The organism is Aeromonas popoffii (assembly GCF_000820025.1).
Taxonomy (GTDB): domain Bacteria; phylum Pseudomonadota; class Gammaproteobacteria; order Enterobacterales; family Aeromonadaceae; genus Aeromonas; species Aeromonas popoffii.
The window spans coordinates 35500-54385 of sequence record NZ_CDBI01000011.1 but is presented as its reverse complement, the minus strand read 5'-3'; the positions used below and the strand labels follow the sequence as shown (position 1 = coordinate 54385).

24 protein-coding genes and 1 pseudogene are annotated in these 18886 nt (G+C 55.4%); 14 read left to right on the top strand and 11 right to left on the bottom strand.

Going from position 1 to position 18886, the window contains the following annotated elements; all coding sequences use genetic code 11:
- On the top strand, positions 1–261 hold a 261-nt coding region (locus tag BN1129_RS02135; RefSeq protein WP_042034171.1), incomplete at its 5' end, for a transposase.
- A 131-nt stretch (positions 262–392) separates the two neighbouring features.
- Here BN1129_RS02135 and BN1129_RS02130 read toward each other — a convergent pair.
- From BN1129_RS02130 to BN1129_RS02115, 6 genes and pseudogenes are all read right to left on the bottom strand, one after another.
- Positions 393–842: a hypothetical protein gene (locus BN1129_RS02130; RefSeq protein ID WP_244463001.1), complete on the bottom strand. Its 450-nt coding sequence runs from the start codon at positions 840–842 to the stop codon at positions 393–395.
- Between the two features lie 52 nt (positions 843–894).
- Positions 895–1119, bottom strand: coding sequence for a hypothetical protein (locus BN1129_RS24120; RefSeq protein ID WP_244463003.1), 225 nt, complete (start codon positions 1117–1119; stop codon positions 895–897).
- Between the two features lie 348 nt (positions 1120–1467).
- Positions 1468–1629, bottom strand: a pseudogene (locus BN1129_RS24115) (helix-turn-helix domain-containing protein); the annotation flags it as partial.
- Between the two features lie 23 nt (positions 1630–1652).
- Complete coding sequence (locus BN1129_RS23720; protein ID WP_167335261.1) at positions 1653–1805, bottom strand: hypothetical protein; 153 nt, start codon at positions 1803–1805, stop codon at positions 1653–1655.
- A gap of 273 nt (positions 1806–2078) precedes the next feature.
- Positions 2079–2468, bottom strand: a complete 390-nt coding sequence (locus BN1129_RS02120; RefSeq protein ID WP_042034169.1) for a hypothetical protein — start codon at positions 2466–2468, stop codon at positions 2079–2081.
- A gap of 38 nt (positions 2469–2506) precedes the next feature.
- Positions 2507–2722 carry a Cro/CI family transcriptional regulator gene (locus BN1129_RS02115; protein ID WP_042034168.1) on the bottom strand — a complete coding sequence of 72 codons (216 nt, stop codon included), beginning with the start codon at positions 2720–2722 and terminating at the stop codon, positions 2507–2509.
- Between the two features lie 53 nt (positions 2723–2775).
- Between BN1129_RS02115 and BN1129_RS02110 the strand changes: the two genes are divergently transcribed.
- The 13 genes from BN1129_RS02110 (at position 2776) to BN1129_RS02050 (ending at position 12024) form a co-directional block, all read left to right on the top strand.
- A complete protein-coding gene (locus tag BN1129_RS02110; protein WP_052449305.1) occupies positions 2776–3474 on the top strand; it encodes a helix-turn-helix domain-containing protein in 699 nt (232 codons plus the stop codon).
- Between the two features lie 197 nt (positions 3475–3671).
- Positions 3672–3851 (top strand): hypothetical protein, encoded by a 180-nt coding sequence (locus tag BN1129_RS02105; RefSeq protein WP_042034166.1) that lies wholly within the window; start codon positions 3672–3674, stop codon positions 3849–3851.
- Between the two features lie 294 nt (positions 3852–4145).
- Complete coding sequence (locus BN1129_RS02100; protein WP_042034165.1) at positions 4146–4391, top strand: hypothetical protein; 246 nt, start codon at positions 4146–4148, stop codon at positions 4389–4391.
- Positions 4392–4677: 286 nt separating this feature from the next.
- Entirely contained in the window at positions 4678–4911 is a 234-nt protein-coding gene (locus BN1129_RS02095; protein ID WP_042034163.1) for an AlpA family phage regulatory protein, read from the top strand.
- A gap of 27 nt (positions 4912–4938) precedes the next feature.
- Positions 4939–5211, top strand: coding sequence for a helix-turn-helix domain-containing protein (locus tag BN1129_RS02090; RefSeq protein ID WP_042034162.1), 273 nt, complete (start codon positions 4939–4941; stop codon positions 5209–5211).
- 14 nt (positions 5212–5225) lie between these two features.
- Complete coding sequence (locus tag BN1129_RS02085; RefSeq protein WP_042034160.1) at positions 5226–5591, top strand: hypothetical protein; 366 nt, start codon at positions 5226–5228, stop codon at positions 5589–5591.
- Entirely contained in the window at positions 5588–6430 is an 843-nt protein-coding gene (locus BN1129_RS02080; RefSeq protein ID WP_042034159.1) for a PD-(D/E)XK nuclease-like domain-containing protein, read from the top strand. Before BN1129_RS02085 ends, BN1129_RS02080 begins: the two co-directional genes overlap by 4 nt.
- On the top strand, positions 6427–7401 hold the full coding sequence (gene bet / locus BN1129_RS23950) for a phage recombination protein Bet (protein WP_052449304.1): 975 nt from the start codon (positions 6427–6429) through the stop codon (positions 7399–7401). The genes BN1129_RS02080 and bet overlap by 4 nt, the downstream gene beginning before the upstream one ends.
- Positions 7402–7480: 79 nt before the next feature.
- A complete protein-coding gene (locus BN1129_RS02070) occupies positions 7481–8569 on the top strand; it encodes a hypothetical protein (protein ID WP_042034158.1) in 1089 nt (362 codons plus the stop codon).
- Positions 8570–8581: 12 nt separating this feature from the next.
- Entirely contained in the window at positions 8582–9160 is a 579-nt protein-coding gene (locus BN1129_RS02065; protein ID WP_042034157.1) for a phage N-6-adenine-methyltransferase, read from the top strand.
- Positions 9161–9828: 668 nt separating this feature from the next.
- Entirely contained in the window at positions 9829–10158 is a 330-nt protein-coding gene (locus tag BN1129_RS22050; protein WP_084204536.1) for a YbjQ family protein, read from the top strand.
- Positions 10159–10260: 102 nt separating this feature from the next.
- On the top strand, positions 10261–10698 hold the full coding sequence (locus BN1129_RS02060; protein WP_042034156.1) for a hypothetical protein: 438 nt from the start codon (positions 10261–10263) through the stop codon (positions 10696–10698).
- A gap of 156 nt (positions 10699–10854) precedes the next feature.
- On the top strand, positions 10855–12024 hold the full coding sequence (locus tag BN1129_RS02050; protein WP_042034153.1) for a site-specific integrase: 1170 nt from the start codon (positions 10855–10857) through the stop codon (positions 12022–12024).
- A gap of 788 nt (positions 12025–12812) precedes the next feature.
- Here BN1129_RS02050 and BN1129_RS02045 read toward each other — a convergent pair.
- From BN1129_RS02045 to BN1129_RS02030, 5 genes are all read right to left on the bottom strand, one after another.
- The gene (locus BN1129_RS02045; protein ID WP_042034152.1) at positions 12813–13283 is read right to left on the bottom strand and encodes a hypothetical protein; all 471 of its coding nucleotides are present in this window, start codon (positions 13281–13283) and stop codon (positions 12813–12815) included.
- A 534-nt stretch (positions 13284–13817) separates the two neighbouring features.
- Positions 13818–14942, bottom strand: coding sequence for a glycosyltransferase family 4 protein (locus tag BN1129_RS22035; protein ID WP_084204532.1), 1125 nt, complete (start codon positions 14940–14942; stop codon positions 13818–13820).
- A 15-nt stretch (positions 14943–14957) separates the two neighbouring features.
- Positions 14958–16205 carry a glycosyltransferase family 4 protein gene (locus BN1129_RS02040; protein ID WP_042034151.1) on the bottom strand — a complete coding sequence of 416 codons (1248 nt, stop codon included), beginning with the start codon at positions 16203–16205 and terminating at the stop codon, positions 14958–14960.
- Positions 16205–17578 carry an O-antigen ligase family protein gene (locus BN1129_RS02035; protein WP_042034150.1) on the bottom strand — a complete coding sequence of 458 codons (1374 nt, stop codon included), beginning with the start codon at positions 17576–17578 and terminating at the stop codon, positions 16205–16207. The genes BN1129_RS02040 and BN1129_RS02035 overlap by 1 nt, the downstream gene beginning before the upstream one ends.
- Positions 17566–18885: a lipopolysaccharide biosynthesis protein gene (locus BN1129_RS02030; protein WP_042034149.1), complete on the bottom strand. Its 1320-nt coding sequence runs from the start codon at positions 18883–18885 to the stop codon at positions 17566–17568. Before BN1129_RS02030 ends, BN1129_RS02035 begins: the two co-directional genes overlap by 13 nt.
- Position 18886 lies beyond the last annotated feature (1 nt).

Genomic DNA, 18886 nt, shown 5'->3' with positions numbered 1-18886 from the left:
AATCTGATCACGCTGTTCGATTATCCCCCCGCCATCCGGAAGGTGATTTACACCACCAATGCGATCGAGTCACTGAACAGCGTGCTGCGTAAAGCGACCAAGCAAAGGAAGCTGTTCCCGACCGACGACTCGGCGCTAAAAGTGGCGTTTCTCGCGATACAGCAGGCCTCCAAGAAATGGACCATGCCGATCCAGAATTGGAAGCTTGCCCTAAATCGTTTTATTATCGAATTCGGTGATCGCCTGAACGGTCACCTGTAATGGAGTGGGCAGTTACACAGAATTATTTACAGGCTCACAGATCTAGTTATCACCTGACACCGGCCTCAGGCCGGTGTTAATTCCTTTTTGAACAGCATCTTGTTCCTGCCCCCCGTTGCCCCGTATTCTGGTCAAACTCCGAGGTGTTTAGTGTCTCTTCCATCTTCCTCATATTGATTCCCGGTCAAACCCACTCCCTGTCGGGCTTTCTCAGCCAACACCTTCCGCAGCTCAGCAGTGACTTCCTCTACCGGTACGCTGCGATTCCGTAGGTAAACTCTCACCTCCGCCTCCATCTCACATACTCGCAGGGACACCTGGCGGCCAACTGGCGCGCTACGGGGAACAGGATTATTCCGCAGAATAACGCCCCGCACCTCTGCCGGCCGTGGCGCAAACTGCCGATCGGCATCCTCCCCAAGCTGCAGCACCGCCTCCCGGATCTGCTGCGCATTGAATCCCCTGAGTAAACTCCCCCAGGCCAGCGCTACGCCGCGGGCATTGCCGTCCAGCTGGTTGGCACTGGCTGGCCATAGCCCTGCCATCAGCGGCAGAAGCTCCTCGGCCAGGAATACCGACATGCGAGCACTGACCTGCAGTGCGTCCCCTGGCATGCTCAGGGCGGTTGTCTGGTTAGAGCGGAGTGCTGTCGTCATAGTCCCCCCTCCCCGACTCTCTCAACGCTTGTGCAGCCTGCTGGGCCGCCTGGATGTTGGCCAATGGCTTGCGCTGTGCCGCTGTTCGGAACGAGCTGGCTGCCCGGCGTATCCAGTTGCGCCAGGTCTTCTCCCAGTCCAGCTTGACCGCCTTGGCGCCGGGCAGCGCCTGCCAGTAATCGGCGAACGTAGCCGCCTCCATCAAGATCCGCTCTCTGGGGAGTCCTGTCTCCTGGATAGCCCACCTCCCCCACTCGGCCGGTAGTCCCCAGTCGCTAGGCAAGCGGGTACCTCGTCGAGAACTCTCGCTTGCAGGTCGCGTTTCCCCTTGGGGGGATACAGAGGGGATCTTTGGATCAATGACTGGTTCTAAAGAGTTACTGATTCTATGTGCAGCTCCTGCACCACCCCCTAGTGCAGCTCCTGCACTACCCTGGTGAATCTCCTGCACCTCTGGATGTGCAGCTCCTGCACCATCTAACGTGAGCACATAGACATTGGATCGCTTTCCTTTGGGACCGACTCGGGACTCCTTGGTCAGAAGCCCCACTTCACACATTGCGTCGATATGATTGATCACTGAGCGCCGGGAGATCTCGCACTGATCTGCAATGTGTTGGTATGACGGCCAGCACTCACCGGTATCGCTGGCGTTATCCGCCAGCTTGATCAGAACGAGCTTTCTCAATGGGTTCCCCACTTTGATGCTCATGGCCTTGACCATCAGTAGCATGCTCATGCTGCCATCTCCTGCTCGGTGTACTCACAAGCGAGGCACTCAAATATGCTGTCGTCGGTAACAGATTGCAGCTCACTACCACACTGCGGGCAGTGGCCAAGATCATGCAGCAAGAAGGTGCCCCCACGGGCGATGGTTGGATTGGTCATTGGTCAGGTCCTGGTTCAAGACGCCCGCTGGTCAGGCGGGCTGATTGTGGTTATGCGCTGGGTTGGGCCTCTGCTCGCTCAACTGTTCGGGCCTGCAGCTCTCGAGCCAATCGCAGTGCCTGCCGATCGGTACCGGCTGCATGTGCAGTCGGGATAAGTGCAGTATCCAACTCAAGTGCCAATTCATGGATCACGGCCTTCAAGATGATGTTGTCGCGATCACTAACGTGTCGTGATGCCGGGCGTGGCGGCCTGGGTTTCGTAGTCACGGTGTTACCTCCCGAGAATGAATTTGATGAGTTTTTGCAGGGGGCGTAGAGGGCGCTCCTCGTTGTATGTCGCCTCTTCATCTGAGGAGAACTGCAGGAGGCCACGCTCGGGTAAACCGGATCCATCCAGTATTTCCTCGACTGTCACGGGCGGGTATCCCTGTTCTAGCAGGCTCCGATTGGCCCGTTTGACGGCTCTCGCCAGGATCTGTGGATCGTGCTGTGATATAGCCTTGAGCAGGATCAGCAGCGAGGTGCGCGCGAATGCGGTTTCAGTCATCTGCAGTTCGGCCCCGACCTCTTGCCAAACTCGACGCTGAGCAGGGTTACCCCGCACGCGGAGCGGTGAAATAGAATCCATTTTTTCGTGATCAGATAATGCTGGGCGTCCCATTGAGTTGGTCCTCTTGGTGCGGTATTGAAGGCCGGTGGTCAGGCAGCCTGTTGAGTGGGTTGTTCCTGCTCTTTGTCCAGGGGGTAATCCTCCAGCCCTAGGCGTAGCTCACCATTACTGGCGATAACAAAGCTGACTGCATGCTGGGCAGGGATCACGTCGCCCCACTTCACGGCGAGGCTGCGGGAGATGCGGATGGCTTTCATGGCACGGGCCATGTTGCCGAAGTACTCTATTACTTCACGTTTCTTCATTGGTCGGGTCCTGTGGCGTAAATGCATGCAAATAATGTCCTCCACAGAGAACGATGTCAATCATCAGCGTCTCCCAAAGAGATCAGCAACAGAATTACAATTTAGTCTCTAAAGAGAACGAGAGGTTATTGATGAAAACATTTGGACAACGCCTTGAAGAGAAGCTGCAAGAGCTAGGCATCAGCATGTCTGAGCTTGCGCGACGCACGGGCTTATCCAAGAGCGTGATCAGCAACACCATCAATAACCCGAACCGCGAAATGCGCGTTTCATCCCTGATCTCAATCGCAAAGGTGTTAAAGGTTGACCCGATTTGGCTTTACTCGGGCCGTAGTAGTGGTGACCTACTAAACGATATTCAATTCAACTCAGACAAAGTCCCTGTCTGGACTGTCTCCGATGTGGAGAACTTGGCCACCGATATGATGCCGAACATGGATAGTGGTAGGTATGTGGTGGCCGAGAATCAAAGCCACAGCATTGCTATAGAATCCAACAACGATCATCTATCGAAGTCTGGGATAGTTGCCGGGGACATTTGCATCATTAACTTGGCTGAACGTACTCCAGAAGATGGTGCAGTCATGCTGATCCAGCTGGCGAAGAGTGGCCAGGCTCGGCTGTTGAGAGCTATGGCCGGTATTGATGGTTGGGTGTACGGGGTTGATGACCCGAGGCTTGGGACAGTCACATCCAGTGAGGCGACTGTACTAGGCAAGCTTTCCGAACTGAGACGTAGCGAAATCAAGTAACCCATAACTGCCCTTCTCAATACAGATCGCATCAACCCGCTTCGGCGGGTTTTTTGTTGTTCATAAAAAACATCGTTTATTTTAGAGATCGATATTGACCATTCGTTCTCTTAAGATTACAGTTTGCACGTCATCCTCTTGAGAGAACGACAAGAGTAAAATTCAAAGCCTGTTGGAACCAAACCAGAGGACCAAACATGAAAGTGAATGACCCTGTGCAGTACACCAACCCCCAGACCCGCGTCACCGTTCCGGCAGTGATCACCGGCATCACTGACCTAGGCAAGCGCCGCGGTGGCGGCCTGTTCTACACCGTCAAAACCGAGGCCGGTAAGGAACACCGAACCCGTGCAGGCTGCCTACAAGCGGCAGCGTAACCAGGCGCTCTCGCCGAGTGCGGGAGCACTCAACAGCATGAGCATTGCCTCAGTACTCAACCGGTTGAAAAAAATCATGGCCGCCAGCAACAGGACCCACCCCTAACCAGGGAAAAGTAGAAGGCGCCTGACCAGCGCGTAAGAACGACAAAGCCCGCACAAGGCGGGCTTCGAAGGACCAGGGTACCACCCCTAGTCATATTGCCAGGGGACCAACCCCAGCAACAGGACCCAACCACGCCAAAGCGGGCCGGTGTTAACAGGGACCAACCCGTCAACAGGAGCAAATGTACCATGACCAAGAACATTTTTTCCAGAGCCGCGCATTGTGCCGGCCAGATCATTACCGGCATCGCGGACCGGTTGAACGGCAATACAGCCCGCCGCCGAGCCCTCAAACAACGTCTTTATGTCGCTATGCTGGCCGCAGAGCAACACCGCATCGTTGCCGCCCGTGCAGTCCAACACCGCACTACCGGTTTAACCAAACACAACGCCCTCCTCCACTGGCGCGCCGATTTCCACCGCCACGCAGTCTGACCCGGGTCTGGCGCTTCCCTGATAGCGCCGTAGCCAAAGCTTTTTTTAGCACCACAAGGATGCTTTGGCTTCGCTCACGCCAAATTTGGTTGAGCTGCTCTTTAACAACCTGGATTGGGCCGTCACCGCTCGTAATCTGCTGGCCCGACAGATCCCCGCTAACCCGTTCAAACCGGAATGTGGGGCAGGAAGGTGACAGGGCACCGGCTTGCAAGCCGGTATCCCAAGGCGGTTCTGCTAAAACAGCGGCCGCCTTCGGATAACCGCATATCAAGAGGCCCTAAATATGAATGACCAAACTGAGAAATGCCCCTCGAATGAGCCAACCCCTCTTCGCTTCATTCGAATGCGTGAGGTCATCAAGAAAACAGGACTTTGCAAGTCCAGCATCTACGACCTTATCAACAAGAAAGATTTTCCTCAACCAATCCACTTATCCGCTAGGTCAGTCGCCTTCATCGAATCCGAAGTTGAGGCTTGGATGGCGGATCGCATCTCAGCAAGTCGCAACAACAAGTAGCCACTAGAACCACCAAAGGACCCGACCATGAAAAAACGTACCGAGCAGTGCAACGAGACTATCCCCCGACTCAATGACGAGTGCCGCAAGCGCCTGCGTGAATTGCGTGAGCGTCTTGGCCTAAGCAGGCCGAAGTTCGCCGACTTGCTGGGGATCCCCCCCAGCACGCTCAAGAACTACGAGCTGAACTACCGGGAGATTGGCGGCGGTACCCTGCTGTTGATCGCACAGCACCCCGAGCTCTCAACCCACTTCATCTGGCTTACTACCGGCCAAATGGCCGAGCAGACCATAGCCTAACCGGAGAGTTCGCCATGACCACCGAACATACCCTACTTGCCCTGCTCGACAGCAAAGAGGCTGAGGTTATCGCCAGGGCTGAATGGATTGCCCAATGGGTAGAGACTAACCGCCTCCCACTTCTGTCCGGCCAGCTCGACACAGACGCGGCCACCTTGTTGGCCGAGGTCAATACCGACCAAGCTACACAGCTCAACCAGGCTATTTACCTGCTGATGGTGTCTGGCGACAAAGTACCGCTCACCCTCCAGGTCCAGCGGCTACTGGAAGAAGGACTGACAGTTCTGGCAGACGACGCATGGAGCAACCATGTTGCCGGACTTGAAGATGCCATGGGCGACGAGCAGTGGGAGCAATACCAGCAGAGGAGCGCAGCATGAACGTCCCTGTCGATACCAGCCTGGCGCTGCCACACGGCATGGTGATGGGGCTGAGCAACGAGCAGTACCACGCAGGCCAAGGCGTCAGTAAGTCTCAGTTGGATGATATTGCCGAGAGTCCCGCCACCTATCTCTGGCGCAAGAGTGCGCCGGTCGATGATGAAAAGCTAAAGCCGCTGGATATGGGTAAAGCCCTGCATTGCCTGCTGCTGGAACCGGAGGAATTCAAGGATCGCTTCATCATCGCCCCGGAGTTCAATCGCCGCACCAATGCAGGCAAGGATGAAGAGAAGGAGTTCCTGGCTAGTTGCGCGGAGCTGGGTAAGACAATTCTCTCGTTCGAAGACGACCGCAAGCTGCTGTTGATGCGTGAAAGCGTGTTTGCCCACCCTGACGCCCGCTGGCTGCTGGAACAAGATGGTATCTGCGAAGGGTCGCTCTACTGGACCGACTCAGAAACAGAAGAGCTCTGCCGGTGCCGCCCAGACAAGAAGCTCAGTGACTTCCCTATCCTGGCCGACGTGAAAAAGGTGGACGACATGGCCCGCTTCGAACGCCACGTGGAGGAGTTCCGCTATCACGTCCAGGACGCAATGTATTCGGATGGCTTCTTTCAGATCTACGGCGAATTACCTGACTTCATCTTTCTGGCGGTCAGCTCATCCATTGAGTGTGGCCGCTACCCGGTACGGGTTCGCCCGCTGGAGCCTGAGTGGAAAGAGTCAGGCAAAGACCTCTACCGCCGTGACCTGCAGAAATTCCACGAGTGCCGCGTCAACAACGACTGGCACGACCTGATACCACTTACCCGCCCGGCATGGGCAAGGAGAGCAGCATGAGCAACATCACCAGCATCAAGCAGCAGGCGGTCGAGAACTTTGCCGCCCAGTTCCCCATGCTCGTACAGCGCGGCATCGACGAGCCAACCTGGAACGCCCTGTGCAACACCATCTACCCTGGCGCCAACCCAGACTCGATTGTCATGGCCATCGACTACTGCAAGGCCCGAGGCCTAGACATCCTGCTCAAACCCGTCCATCTGGTCCCCATGCAGGTCACGGATGCCCGCACTAAGGAAAAGGTATGGCGGGATGTACCGATGCCCGGGATCGGCATGTACCGGATCCAGGCTGACCGCTCCGGCAACTATGCCGGCGCCGACGAGCCCGTGTTCGGACCGGATGTGACCGAGGAGTTCCAAGACCCCTACAACCAGAACGCCAAGATCAAGGTCACCTACCCTCAGTGGTGCAAGTACACCGTCTACAAGATGGTGAATGGGCAGCGGGTAACCTTCCATGCCCTGGAGCGCTGGAAGGAAAATTACGCTACCCAGAGCAACAAGACTGAATGCCCCAACGCCATGTGGCGTAAGCGCCCTTATGCCCAACTTGCCAAGTGCACTGAGGCGCAATCCCTGCGCAAGGCATGGCCAGAGATAGGCAGTGAGCCCACCGCAGAGGAAATGGAAGGTAAGGAAATCATCATCAACGAGATCCCTGGCACCCAGCCGCCCCTGAGCGTTCCCGCCAAGAGTCGAGCCTTGGATGCCATGCGCGGCCAACACACCGCTCCGGTCACCCTAGACCACGAGCAGGCCACCGAACATGAAGCGTCCGCTGGGGTTGACCATGCCAACGCCTACGCCGACCACTGTGCCGCCATCGAGGGGGCCAGTGATACGGCTGAGTGGCAGCAGGCCTATACCAGCGCCTGGGCATGGGCCAGCGAAACCGCTGACCAAGCAATCACCGACGGAATCAAGCAGGTGGCCGGTGAGCGCAAGGCCCAGCTCAACAAAGCCAAGTAACCAGGTCACCTTTAACTTAACCAGCCCGCTAACACCAGCCGGTCAACCAGCGGGCTTTTTTATTGAGTAAGGACCCGACATGACCGAACAAGCCAAGACTGACACCGCCCAGAACCAGCTGGTTGTCATCGAACCTGCCAGCGTTAATGCCTTGTTTATTGAGGGCGTAGGCCTGCACGAAATGCTTGCCGCCGTGCGTCAGCAGGTGACTAACATCGTGCCAGACGAATCCACCGCCAAGGGGCGTAAGCAGATCGCGAGCCTGGCCCATTCCTGTGCCAAATTCAAAGTGTACGGAGAGGGCTTTGGCAAGGAGCTGGCCGACGATCTCAAGGCGAAGCCCAACAAGCTCGACGCCAACCGCAAGATTTTCCGTGATTTCATGGACGCCCTTAAAGACGAAGTGCGCACACCACTCACCAAATTTGAAGAAGCAGAGGCAACCCGGGTTACCGCCCTGCAAGACCGACTCACAATGCTGAAAGATCTTGGCGCTTCAGGCGGCCACGAGTTCACCGCCGCCGATTTGCAAACAATGCTACTGGAGGTCGAGCAGGCAGCCCTGGACGATAGCTGGCAGGAGCTGCTGCCACAGGCTACCGTGGCCAAGGAACTGGCTGCCAAGCGCCTTGGTGATACTCTGGCCACCCGGCTGAAATACGAAGCCGAGCAGGTCGAGCTGGAAGAATTGCGTAAAAAGCAGGCCGAGCAAGATCGTATCGACCGCGAACGCCTGATAGCAGATCAAGCCGCTGAGGGCGCTCGCATCCAGGAAGAAGACCGTCAACGTCTCGAGCGTGAAGCTGCTCAGCACCGTGAGCAGGAAGCTCTGCGCCAAACCCAAGTAGCAATAGGGCGCGAAGCTCAAGCCCGATGTGATGCAGAAGCTGCCGAGCTGGCCCGCCAGCAGGCTGAAGACAACGCAGCACAACAAGCTGAAGAAGCGGCGACCCACGCGGCAGAGCAGGAACGCCAGCACATTGCCGACGAACAACGCCTCAAAGACGAAGAAGATGCCCGCCGCCTTGCCGACCAAGATCACCGCGGCCGGATCCACAGCTCAATCATGATGGACCTTATGGGGCTCGGCATTGAGGAAGATAAAGCCATAACCCTCATTAAGCACATCGCCAGCCACAAGATCGCGCACCTGACTATCAATTACTGAGGAGCTGGCTTGATGGCTGATTACCGAGGTTCAACGACTCCTGATGACACCCGAGATCTCACCCAGACCCCAATGTTCCTTTTTCGAGCGTTGGATCGTGAGTTCAACTTTGCTCTCGATGCAGCGGCCCTGCCAGAGACAGCCTTATGTTCACACTACCTGACGCCGGGCATTGATGCTCTGCGCGTGGATTGGGGTGACTTCATCAACCCTCTTCTACGCGCTCCCTGGGCTTGGCTTAACCCGCCCTATTCCGCTATCGGCCCATGGGTAGATAAGGCCATTGAGCAGCAAAGGAAGGGCATCGGCACCGTCATGCTGGTACCGCAAGACACCAGCACTGAATGGTATCCAGGGGACATGGCCAGTGAAGTACGTCACATCAAGGGCTACCACGATGAAAGGGGTAAATGGCGCAATGGCCGGATCAACTTCATCGACAAGAGAACCGGCCTGGAAATGAAGGGTAACCCGAAAGGCTCCATGTTTCTTATTTTCGCCCCGAACTGGCGCAGCACCTGCCGGATTTCAGATGTCAGTAAGCAATCGCTGATGCTCGCCGGAGCAGAGCCCATCAGCGCTATAGCCTGATACCCCCAAACCATCCACCGATAGCCACACAGAAACGGTGGATAACTCATAGGACTCTCATGCAAAAGACTGAAAGCCCCTACTGCGGTGCAGTAGTTATTGGGTTTGGCGTCGTCATGCCTCATCCCAAGCAGCCCGACATGTTCGTCCTCCCAGGAGGCACGATATGCGATCGACAAACCGCCGAAGCTGCGGCCCGCAAGATTCACATGTTGCAAACACAGAGCCACCAAAGGCTTCGGAGGTGAGCAATGCGCTACAGAAAGCCCATTATCCAACCAGGGTTGACCCGAGAAGAAGCTACTGATGTACGTGAGCGATAACTGCGCATCAACCCCGACGCCCGGGTCACCATCGACAGCCAGATAACCCCCAGCTCAAGATCCTGATCGCCCATCTCCCGGTCCTGTCATTTCGACAGGTGCGGGATCCTGGTTTTATCGGGTACCGCAGCTGGAAATGCTGACTGCCCCCGAAAAGGCGACTTCTCGATGCCAATAAGTAACTAGCCAAATATCCAATAAATAGGTGTAGCTCAGCAAGGTGGACTTCAGGCAAAATCATGGAAAACAGATGCTTACCATGAGTACAAAGAATAATATTGGTATCGCATTTTTTTTTCGTATTCATTCGATTTTTACAGCATCCCCCATATTGAGGCCCCCCCGATGTCTAGCCTATTACTACTATCAACAACTCAAGATATCCCAGGGTACAAAGTCATTGAATTTAAAGGTTTAGTAAAAGGAATTGTTGTTCGTGCACCGACACTGTCTCAGGGGTTTAGTGCAGGATTTAAATCCATTGTTGGTGGTGAAATAGGTGCATTAATTGAAGTATGTGAACAAACCAGAGAGAAAGCTCAAATGAAGATGGAGCTTTGTGCCATCGAACTTGATGCAAACGCTGTCATCGGAATGCGATTTGATACTGCTGAAGTATCCAGCCTTTCAGAAGTTCTATGCTATGGAACAGCTGTGAGAGTTGAAAAAATATAGTTATATCAATTAATTGAATGCGTCATGAGCAGCTAAAAACATTAAGCGGCCCTTCCATCAACCACACTGGCACCCCATCCTCTGGGACAGGAGGGCCCCACAATGCAACAGCTTCAACTGACCATCGACCAAGACAGCCAGCTGCTCAATGATCTGGTCAGCACCGTTCGCTCCCCCACCCTTTCCCGATCGGCCAAGCTCGCCGAGATCGGTCGTATCCTAGCCCACTTCGATCTACCTATCGAAGCGCCACGGATTGCCGGCCAACTCTGGAGCGCAACCGAACTGGGCAAAGAGTTGGGGGTCAGCGCCCAGGCCATCGGCCGACTGGCCAACCAACACAAACTCAAACGCCCGGCGTTCGGGGAATACCGCCTTGACCAAGCGGTGAGTAGCAGGAAACAAGTCGAATGTTACCTCTACAACCGAGCGGGCCGGGATGAAATCACCAGATTGACGAGGACCAACCACCATGGAAACAACTACCGATCCCGCCAAAAGCCAGATCCAGGGCCAGCTCCTCATAATGAGATTGCCTGACGCCATCCCGCTAAGTACCTACCTCAGTACGATCGAAATCACCGACCGCGACACTATCAACAAGCGCATCCAGCGAGGCATCTGGCAGCTGGGAATCCAAATAGTCAACGTTGACGGGGCCAAGGAGCGTTGGGTTAACATTGCAGAGGTAATGAAGTGGGCAATGAAAAACAGCTCCCGCGCGGCGTGACGCTGCGCAGTGATACCATCAACATCACCTTTACCTTCAGGGGGGTTCGCTGTCGCGAGCCCATTTCCAATCTACCAAACTCCACCGCCAACGTGCGCTATGCCTCGCGGCTACTTGGCGAGATACAGGGAAAGATTGAGCGCGGCCAGTTCGCCTACGCCGACTACTTTCCGAAGTCCAAGAAACTGCGCATCTTCGGCGGCGCATCCATCGCCGCCAAGGTGGCCGACTATCTGAACGAGTACATCCACCGCTGTGAAGTCCGAGGGCTTAGCCCGTCAACTATGGTCGGGTACCGCAAGTGCTGCACCGCTCTGACGGATCTACACCAGGTGACGGTCTCCGACCTCACACCCGCCTTGGTGAAAAACTGGCTGATCAGAAGCAATACCTCCGCCAAGACGGCACGCAACCGGCTGTCATTTCTGCGCAGCTCCATAGATGAAGCTGTGACGGACGGACTGCTGCAGGCGAACCCAGTATCACTGATCTCGGTTTCCAGATATTTGGACGTGGATTCAGCTTCTGAACGAGCAGTTAGGGACGTTGACCCGTTCACCCCGGCAGAGGTGGAAGCGATCTTAACGACTGCCAGAAAAATCAACGAACAGTGGGCAAGCCTGTTCGCCTTTGCTTTTGCCACTGGAATGCGGCCATCCGAGATCTGCGCCCTGAGCTGGTCATCGATAGACTGGATCGGCAACACGGTCGCCATCTCCAGCGCTACGGTCGTCGGCATTACAAAAAGCACCAAGACAAGAGCTGGCACCCGCATAATCGAGCTGACTAAGGAGGCTATTGCCGCGCTGAACAGCCAGAAGCGCTTCACCTTCATGCGTTCAGAACTCGTTTTTGAAGATCCAAAGCTGGGCAAGCCATGGCCCGGGGCCGAGCCGATCCGGAAAAAAGCATGGCTCTACACACTCCGTCGCTCAGGCGTTCGCTATCGCCACCTCTACCAAACCAGGCACACCTATGCGACGGCCAACATCAGCCGTGGATGCAACCTGTTTTGGCTCGCCGGCCAGATGGGACACAAGGGGCCTGAAATGCTATTTCGGCACTATGGATCCTACCTTTCCGAGTACGACGGCCAGACGGCAAAAGCGCCAATCCCGATCCAAATTACAAAATGAAGATAAAAACACCTTATATTTCAATTGGTAAAGTTGATTTGGACGGGGGTTCAAATCCCCCCAGCTCCACCAAACAATGTTCCGGCCGGGAACGAAGAAGTACAGAAACCCGCACAGCGTAAGGCTTTGCGGGTTTTTTGTTGTCCGTAAAAGTCCGAGGGAGTCGCCAGAAGCCAGCTCATTTAGTACCATTATTAGTACCACAGGGGCTGTGGTACTAAATTCGGTGGTACGAAGAGGCAACATGGACAAGAAGACACGCGAGACCGGAACAAACCGGCTAACCGACACTAAGGTGAAAACTGCCAAGGCAGATGTAACCCGCCGCCGAAAATGAAAAAGATTTACGGGGAAAATGAGAAACTACCAGCCCAGCTGTTTATCAAACTTGGTGACACCGCAATCGCTGAGTTTGATAAGCCTGTTAAACCGGCATTAAACCTCTATCTCATAGGTCGGTAAATCCGGCGCCTCTCCTGCCAGCTCCCCTCCCCTGTAAAACGCCTTCTTGCCGATGGCCACAATACCTCTCACTGTCACGGTACCGCCGGGCAGGCGCGCAGGGTTCTCGGCTTTCGGGCAAAAGAAAAGCCCCGAACGGCGAACCGTTCTGGGCTTGAATTGGGGAGTGCTAGCCAATAAAAACACTGGCCGACTGTAGGGAGATGCTAACGCTGAACAGAGTTAAATTCAACCTGTAGCAGTAGTAAGCTTCATTATCCTCAAAATATTAGCCTTACTGAATAGAAAAACGAGCCACTTATAGTGACTCGCTATAATTTACCGGCCTACACTAAAGCATGTTGCAATTCATCTTTCTTTTCATTCTTCGAAATCGAAGTGGCTTCCAAAATTGCTACTGTGCAATGATTCCCATCAATAAGGCTATTCGCGTAGAGCGCAGTTGACATAGGGTCTGCCTTGCTGCGACTAACCGCTTTAGTTGTATCCTGGCCAGAATAAATAACATGTAACTCATCATCAATTAGCTCCCATGCACAGATACTGGAGCTATCAACGCTTAACCATGGCTTGGTTACTTTGATAACGGAAGAAGTTGGACTAAAGTCCAAATAGCTATCTTTTGTGCCCGCGATCTTGTAATAAAACTGTGTTTTACTGTCTTTGTATTTTACCTGTTCAAATTCAACAGCTTCATTCTCAGAGCCATTTCCGTAAAAAGCATCATGTCCCTTGTTCATTTTTACATAGCCGAAGTCTTGACCTTGGAATGTCAGCTTGAGGATTTTTTTTCCCATTTTTAGAGCGCCTTATATAAATGTCGAAACGTCTGATGGATGATGAAAATAATGATACTCCGTGCCGCTATAATAAAATGAACAACTCAATCATAATCATCGCGCACTCACAAGCTATCCTAGCCCCTCCCAAACATCTAGTGACACATTCAACACTAGATAATGACGCGCGAGCCTACTACCCAAAAAATACAAAGAGATTAGTATATTAATCAGCAAGTTATATTTATGAGAGCATAAGTAAACTCACCTTTATCAGCAACAGCAGGAATAGGACAAACGGCTATTAACGGGCTTGCGACAGACTCATCGCCTGATAAGCATTGATTTTAGTATCACGCAGCCGATTGACCGTGACAGTGGCCTGCTCCGCTTGCTGCTTCTTGGTCGCCTGAGGCGCCACATCTCAAAGGCAGTGTTCATTCTGGCGGGATTCTCAAGCAGACCATCGAGCTTGCCATGTTGGTTTGCCTTTTGATGAACTGCAGTCGGTCAGGATCACCACCTAAAATGGTGTCCGGAATGACCAAGCCACTACAGAATTAATTTATCCTCTCGCAACAGCGCTTCCCACAGGTCAGCTGTACCCTGATACGTATCAACCGCTTTATAATGAGTCGTTGCATGTAATTGAGCGTTACGCCCAAGTCGAATGACAACATCTGGCATAGCATTCAGTTCTACCAATACTCGGGCAAGATCATCAGAGTCGTTTGGATGATATTTACAGCAGTTCACACCATCAATCAGGTGCTGATCCCACCAGGCACCATCAGTTGGGATAACCACGCATAATCCTGCCGCCATCGCTTCCAGAATGGAGAGCCCAAACGGTTCTTGATGACTAGTAGAAACAAAAATACCGCATTGAGATCTTATCTCATCAAGATTATCAGGACTTGAGTACCAGCGGGTATCCGGCAACTGGGGCTGGGGCTGACTGCATGGCAGACGTGTTCCCATTGGCTGAAGATAGCAAACTATCAACTCTGGACGGCAGCTAGATATCTGTTGATGGGCGGCCAATATTGTTTCCAATCCCTTCCATTTCAGCAAGGACGCTGCCCACAATATACGAGCACCTCCCGATGTCGTCGTAGGCCAGTCAACGTCACTCAAACCATTTATAAATGACTTCCAATGTGATGGAAAATCAGTTTCGCCAAGCCGAAGTATTAACGCCTCCAAAGAGCGACGTGTACTTTCCAGATAAAATACAAGATTCGCACGCTGCAATGCTCTGGCTGAGAGGCCAGAACACCCCACAGGCCCATGGATCATCTGCACCACCCGACACTGCAACCAGCGGGCAGCCCAGTAACAGCAGAGATCGACCCCGGGCCCTGATGCTGCCAGCAAGCACTTGACCGCCCCCAGACGCCATGCCAGCCACAGAATAGCCATGGTCTGCCACCCCTGCTTGAGCAGATAACCCAAGCCTGACTCCCGCCCTTTCAAGAACGGGGGAACCCAAAGCTTGTGATGTCGACAATGAGCCCAGGAAGCCGGATCCTGAGTCAGCACATGAAATGTCATCTCCGGCATACGTTTGGCTAACTCGTCGAGTAATACTTCAGTCGCCACCTTGGATCCACCACGAAAGGGGATAGGATCAACCACGACAATCTTTCCTGTCACTGGCTTCATCTGTGTTGTCATCTTTTTGCTCCCCCCTCAATTTGATAAATTTCGGGTGCCAATACCAGCCAACATCCTCACCCACAATCTTCGTCCTCTAGCGGCAAGCCGTCGCCCAAGCCAACGAAACATCCGTTGATAAGGAAACTGACTCGCACTAGCCCAGCGCCCAGCCAGCGCGTCAGTCCATACCTCTGTTATCTTGTCGACATAAATCTCCACAGTGAAGAGTCGCTCTGCACGTTGCTGCCCAGCATGACCCATTGCAGATCGAAGCGAAGGGTTGCTCAACCTCTGCCAATGCCCAGCCATCTGGATCCAATCTCCCGGTTCAGCCAGCAGCCCATTAACCCCGTGTTCAACCACCTCAGGGATCCCCCCCACCCGGTAGGCACTCACCGGCAGCCCCAGCATGCCCGCCTCGGCCAAGGTAAGACCGAATACCTCTTCGCGAGCACCAGACACCAAGAGATCCACTCCCCCCCGCAAAATAGCGGCGCTATCAGAACGCTCGCCCAGAAAGTGCACCCGCTCCGCTACCCCGAGCTCGACCACGAGTGCCTCCAAGGCTAGTCGTTCAGGACCGCTACCAATCACCAGAAGTTGTACCTCTTCCCCTGAGTTGACGAGTTCTGCCAGAGAGCGGATCAGTAAATCGATCCCCTTTCGTTTGATGAGCGACCCTATCGTGGCCAGAATCAGCCCCCCGGGGGGCAGCCCCAACATGTCGAGCACAGGCCAGCGAGATCCACTGTTGAGGCGCTCACCATCCACGCCATTGGGAATGTGGATCAGGCGAGCATGCTCGCAGCCATCCTCTCGCCAAGCGGTCAGCACCGGCTGGCTCACCCCGATCAGTACATTGGCTTCGTGTACCCGTAAGGTGAACCTGTCTCTGGGCTGATAACGGGCATGCAGATGGCACACCAGTGGCACGGCCATCTCCCGGCACACCCCGGCCAACCACTGGCAGGGGGCGGCGCTGTTGGCGTGTACCAACGTGACACCATGTTCACCTATCAGCGCCCTCGCCCGTTGGCACAAAGCCCGATGAGCGGCCAAATCGAAACGGGGAGCCTGCCACCCGAACAACAGAGTAAAGGGCTCAACCACAGTGTTCACCCCGAGGCGGGCCGCTTCATCCGCCAACATCTGGCTGTTGCACCAGAGCAGAGGCGCAAAACGGCTGCGATCAAGGTGGGCCAGCAGATCCAGCAGGCAGCGTTCGCTGCCGCGGATCCAGTCCTCACCGTAGTGAACCAGCAAAATGGGGGTTGCACTCATTATCCTGCTCCCTTGTCGTTTGTGTCCTGTACCACAGCGGCCGCTTCCCTGGCCTGTTGGACGTATTTGATGGCGGCGACAGCCAACGCCAGCTCCAGATAGATGGGCCAGGTAAACCCTTGGGTCAGGAAGGACCCCGAAATAACAAATCCCACCATGCTGGCCATCACACCCTGCATGGCAGTGATCACTGCAGGAGGCATGCCAGCAAGCTGACAACGCCAACAACTGTGCAGCGTCACTGTGACCATACCAATAAACAGCGCCAGGCCGACAAATCCGGTTTCCGCCAGTACCCCGAACCAGGTGGAGTGCACTGCATGGTTGAGGCCATCCCAGTGGGGACTGTAGAAAAAGTAGTTGTAATAGAAGTTGGAAAGCCCCACCCCCACCAGCGGATGGCCTAACGCCATGCCCCAGGCAGCTTGCCAGGCGTAGATCCGCCCCATGGCAGAAGCATCGATCCCGCTCTCGGCCGCACCGCCAGATGCCCGGTCATTGATCCCTGCGACGGCAAAAAGCACCAGCAACGCCAGGGAACCACAGAGGATCAGCACGGTTTTAGACTTCACCCGCTGCCAGGCAAACAGGCCACAGACCGCACAAATGCCCAGCAAGCCCCCCCGGCTTTGGGTGGCGATAATGGCGGCCACCACCAGCACGAACCCCAGCGCCCCAAGGGCCCGCCCTGCCACGCCGTTACCCTGATTGAGCAGCAAGCTGAGCGAGAAACCGGCAGGAAAGAGCAACACCAGCGCCAGATCGTTAGGATCCCCCAGCACAGAGCCAAGCTCGCGACCAATGGTCACCCGGGTTTCCTCCACCAGCCCGATCCCGCTCGCCTTGTTGTAGAGCGCCACCAGCGCCACCAGACAGCCCGCCACCACGAACACCCTCACGGCCAGGGCAAAATCCCCCGGGGTGCGCACCAGCCAGGCTGTCGCCAGAGTCATCAGGTAGATCTTGCTGTAACTGCCAGTCCAGGTGGCAATCGCCTCGCCCCGGTTGCTGGCGAACAGTACACCGATAGACACCATCACAAAGAAGGCCGTCAACCAGCTCAGGGGCTGGCTCCAGTAGGGTTTGATCCGCCCGGTCAGCAAAATGTGCCAGACCAGGGCGCCAATGGCGGCCAGCGAGAACAGCAGCGGTATCTTGAGGGGATAGAGCTGGGGAAACACCTCATGCAGACGAAAGAAAGAGAAGGTGACAAACCCCAGCACCATCAAAAATGGCCAACGCAGGGCGAACCAGATAGCAGGGATAGCCAGGCCAATCACCGGCATCAGCAGGGGATGAGGCAGACGCCACCATAGCCCCGCCACCAGCAGGCTGACGGCCAGTCCCCACAGTGCATGGCTCAGGCGACCCATTGCCCTGCCCACCACTGACCCAGCCACATCATGGCCAACGACCCAGCGCTACTCGCCCAAAGCATAGAGAGACGATATGGCAACGGCAGCAACCGCTGGCTCACCAGATAGAAGGCCAACGCCCGTACCATATAGACCAGCAGCAGGGTCCAGATCACCCCGCCCACCCCGAACTGCGGGATTGTGAGCAAAAAGCCAGCCACGCCAAGTGCACTGCAGCCCAGATTGATGAACATTTGCGCCTTACTCTCCTCGCCGCTGAAGCAACCGACATTGAGCAGATCGGAAACATTGCGCACCGCCATTCCCAACACTAACAACGGGATATAAGCGATGGCCCCGTGATAGCTCTGCGGAGTGAGCCAGTGAATGAGCAAGGGAGCCGTGAGACCGACCACCCCGGCAGTGGCAAAACCCAACACCGACCCCAACACGCTGTAGTGCGCATTGAGACGCAAGCCATCCGGTTCCTTGAGCAGCATGAAGCGGCGGGGATACCACCAGAGGGCAAAGGGCTGCAGCAAGAGCCCCACCGCCAGCGCCAGCTTGCCGGCCACCGCATAGTAGGCCAGCAGAGTCTCGCCAACCACGTCTGCCAGCAACCAGCGATCCAGCCCGCTCAGAGCAAAGCCAGCCAGCCCGCTCACCACCAGTGGCATACCGTAACGCATCAGGGGACGATAGGATTGCCAGTCAAAGCGGATCCCGCTATCTCGCCACTGCCACAGGCTGAGCAGCAGGGCCAATGCGATGCAGGTCAGGGTGCCGGAGGCAAGCACCCCGCTCACACCCCAGCCCAACCAGAGCCACCAGCCCGTCAGCAGGGACTGGATCACAGCCTTGCCAGCCGTGACCACAAAGAAAAGGCGAGCCTGATTGCGCATCCGCAGCCACGCCAGCGGCACCCCGATCACCCCCTCGAACGGCAGGGCACTGAGCACCCAGCGCACATCGGCCAAACGGGTCTCCGCCGGCAGCAGCCGCTGCACCTGCGGGGCCAGCAACCAGAGCACCACCAGACTGGCCAACGCAATGACCCATACCAGGCCAAACACCCGCGCCACCACTTGTTTACGTTCGGCGTCGTTCTGTGCCATGCCAGCGAAGCGGTAGAGGGCGTCCACCAGACCGAAGCCGAGAATGAGTGAGCCCAGATTGATGATGGTCAGCAACACCTCCAGCTGACCATACTCGCGAGGCAGCAACTGATGGGTCAGCACCGGTAGCATCAGCAGGGAAATGCCCTTCATCAGCAGTAATCCGACCGCGTAATAGAGCATGGCTATCTGGTTCACACCAAGTTTCATA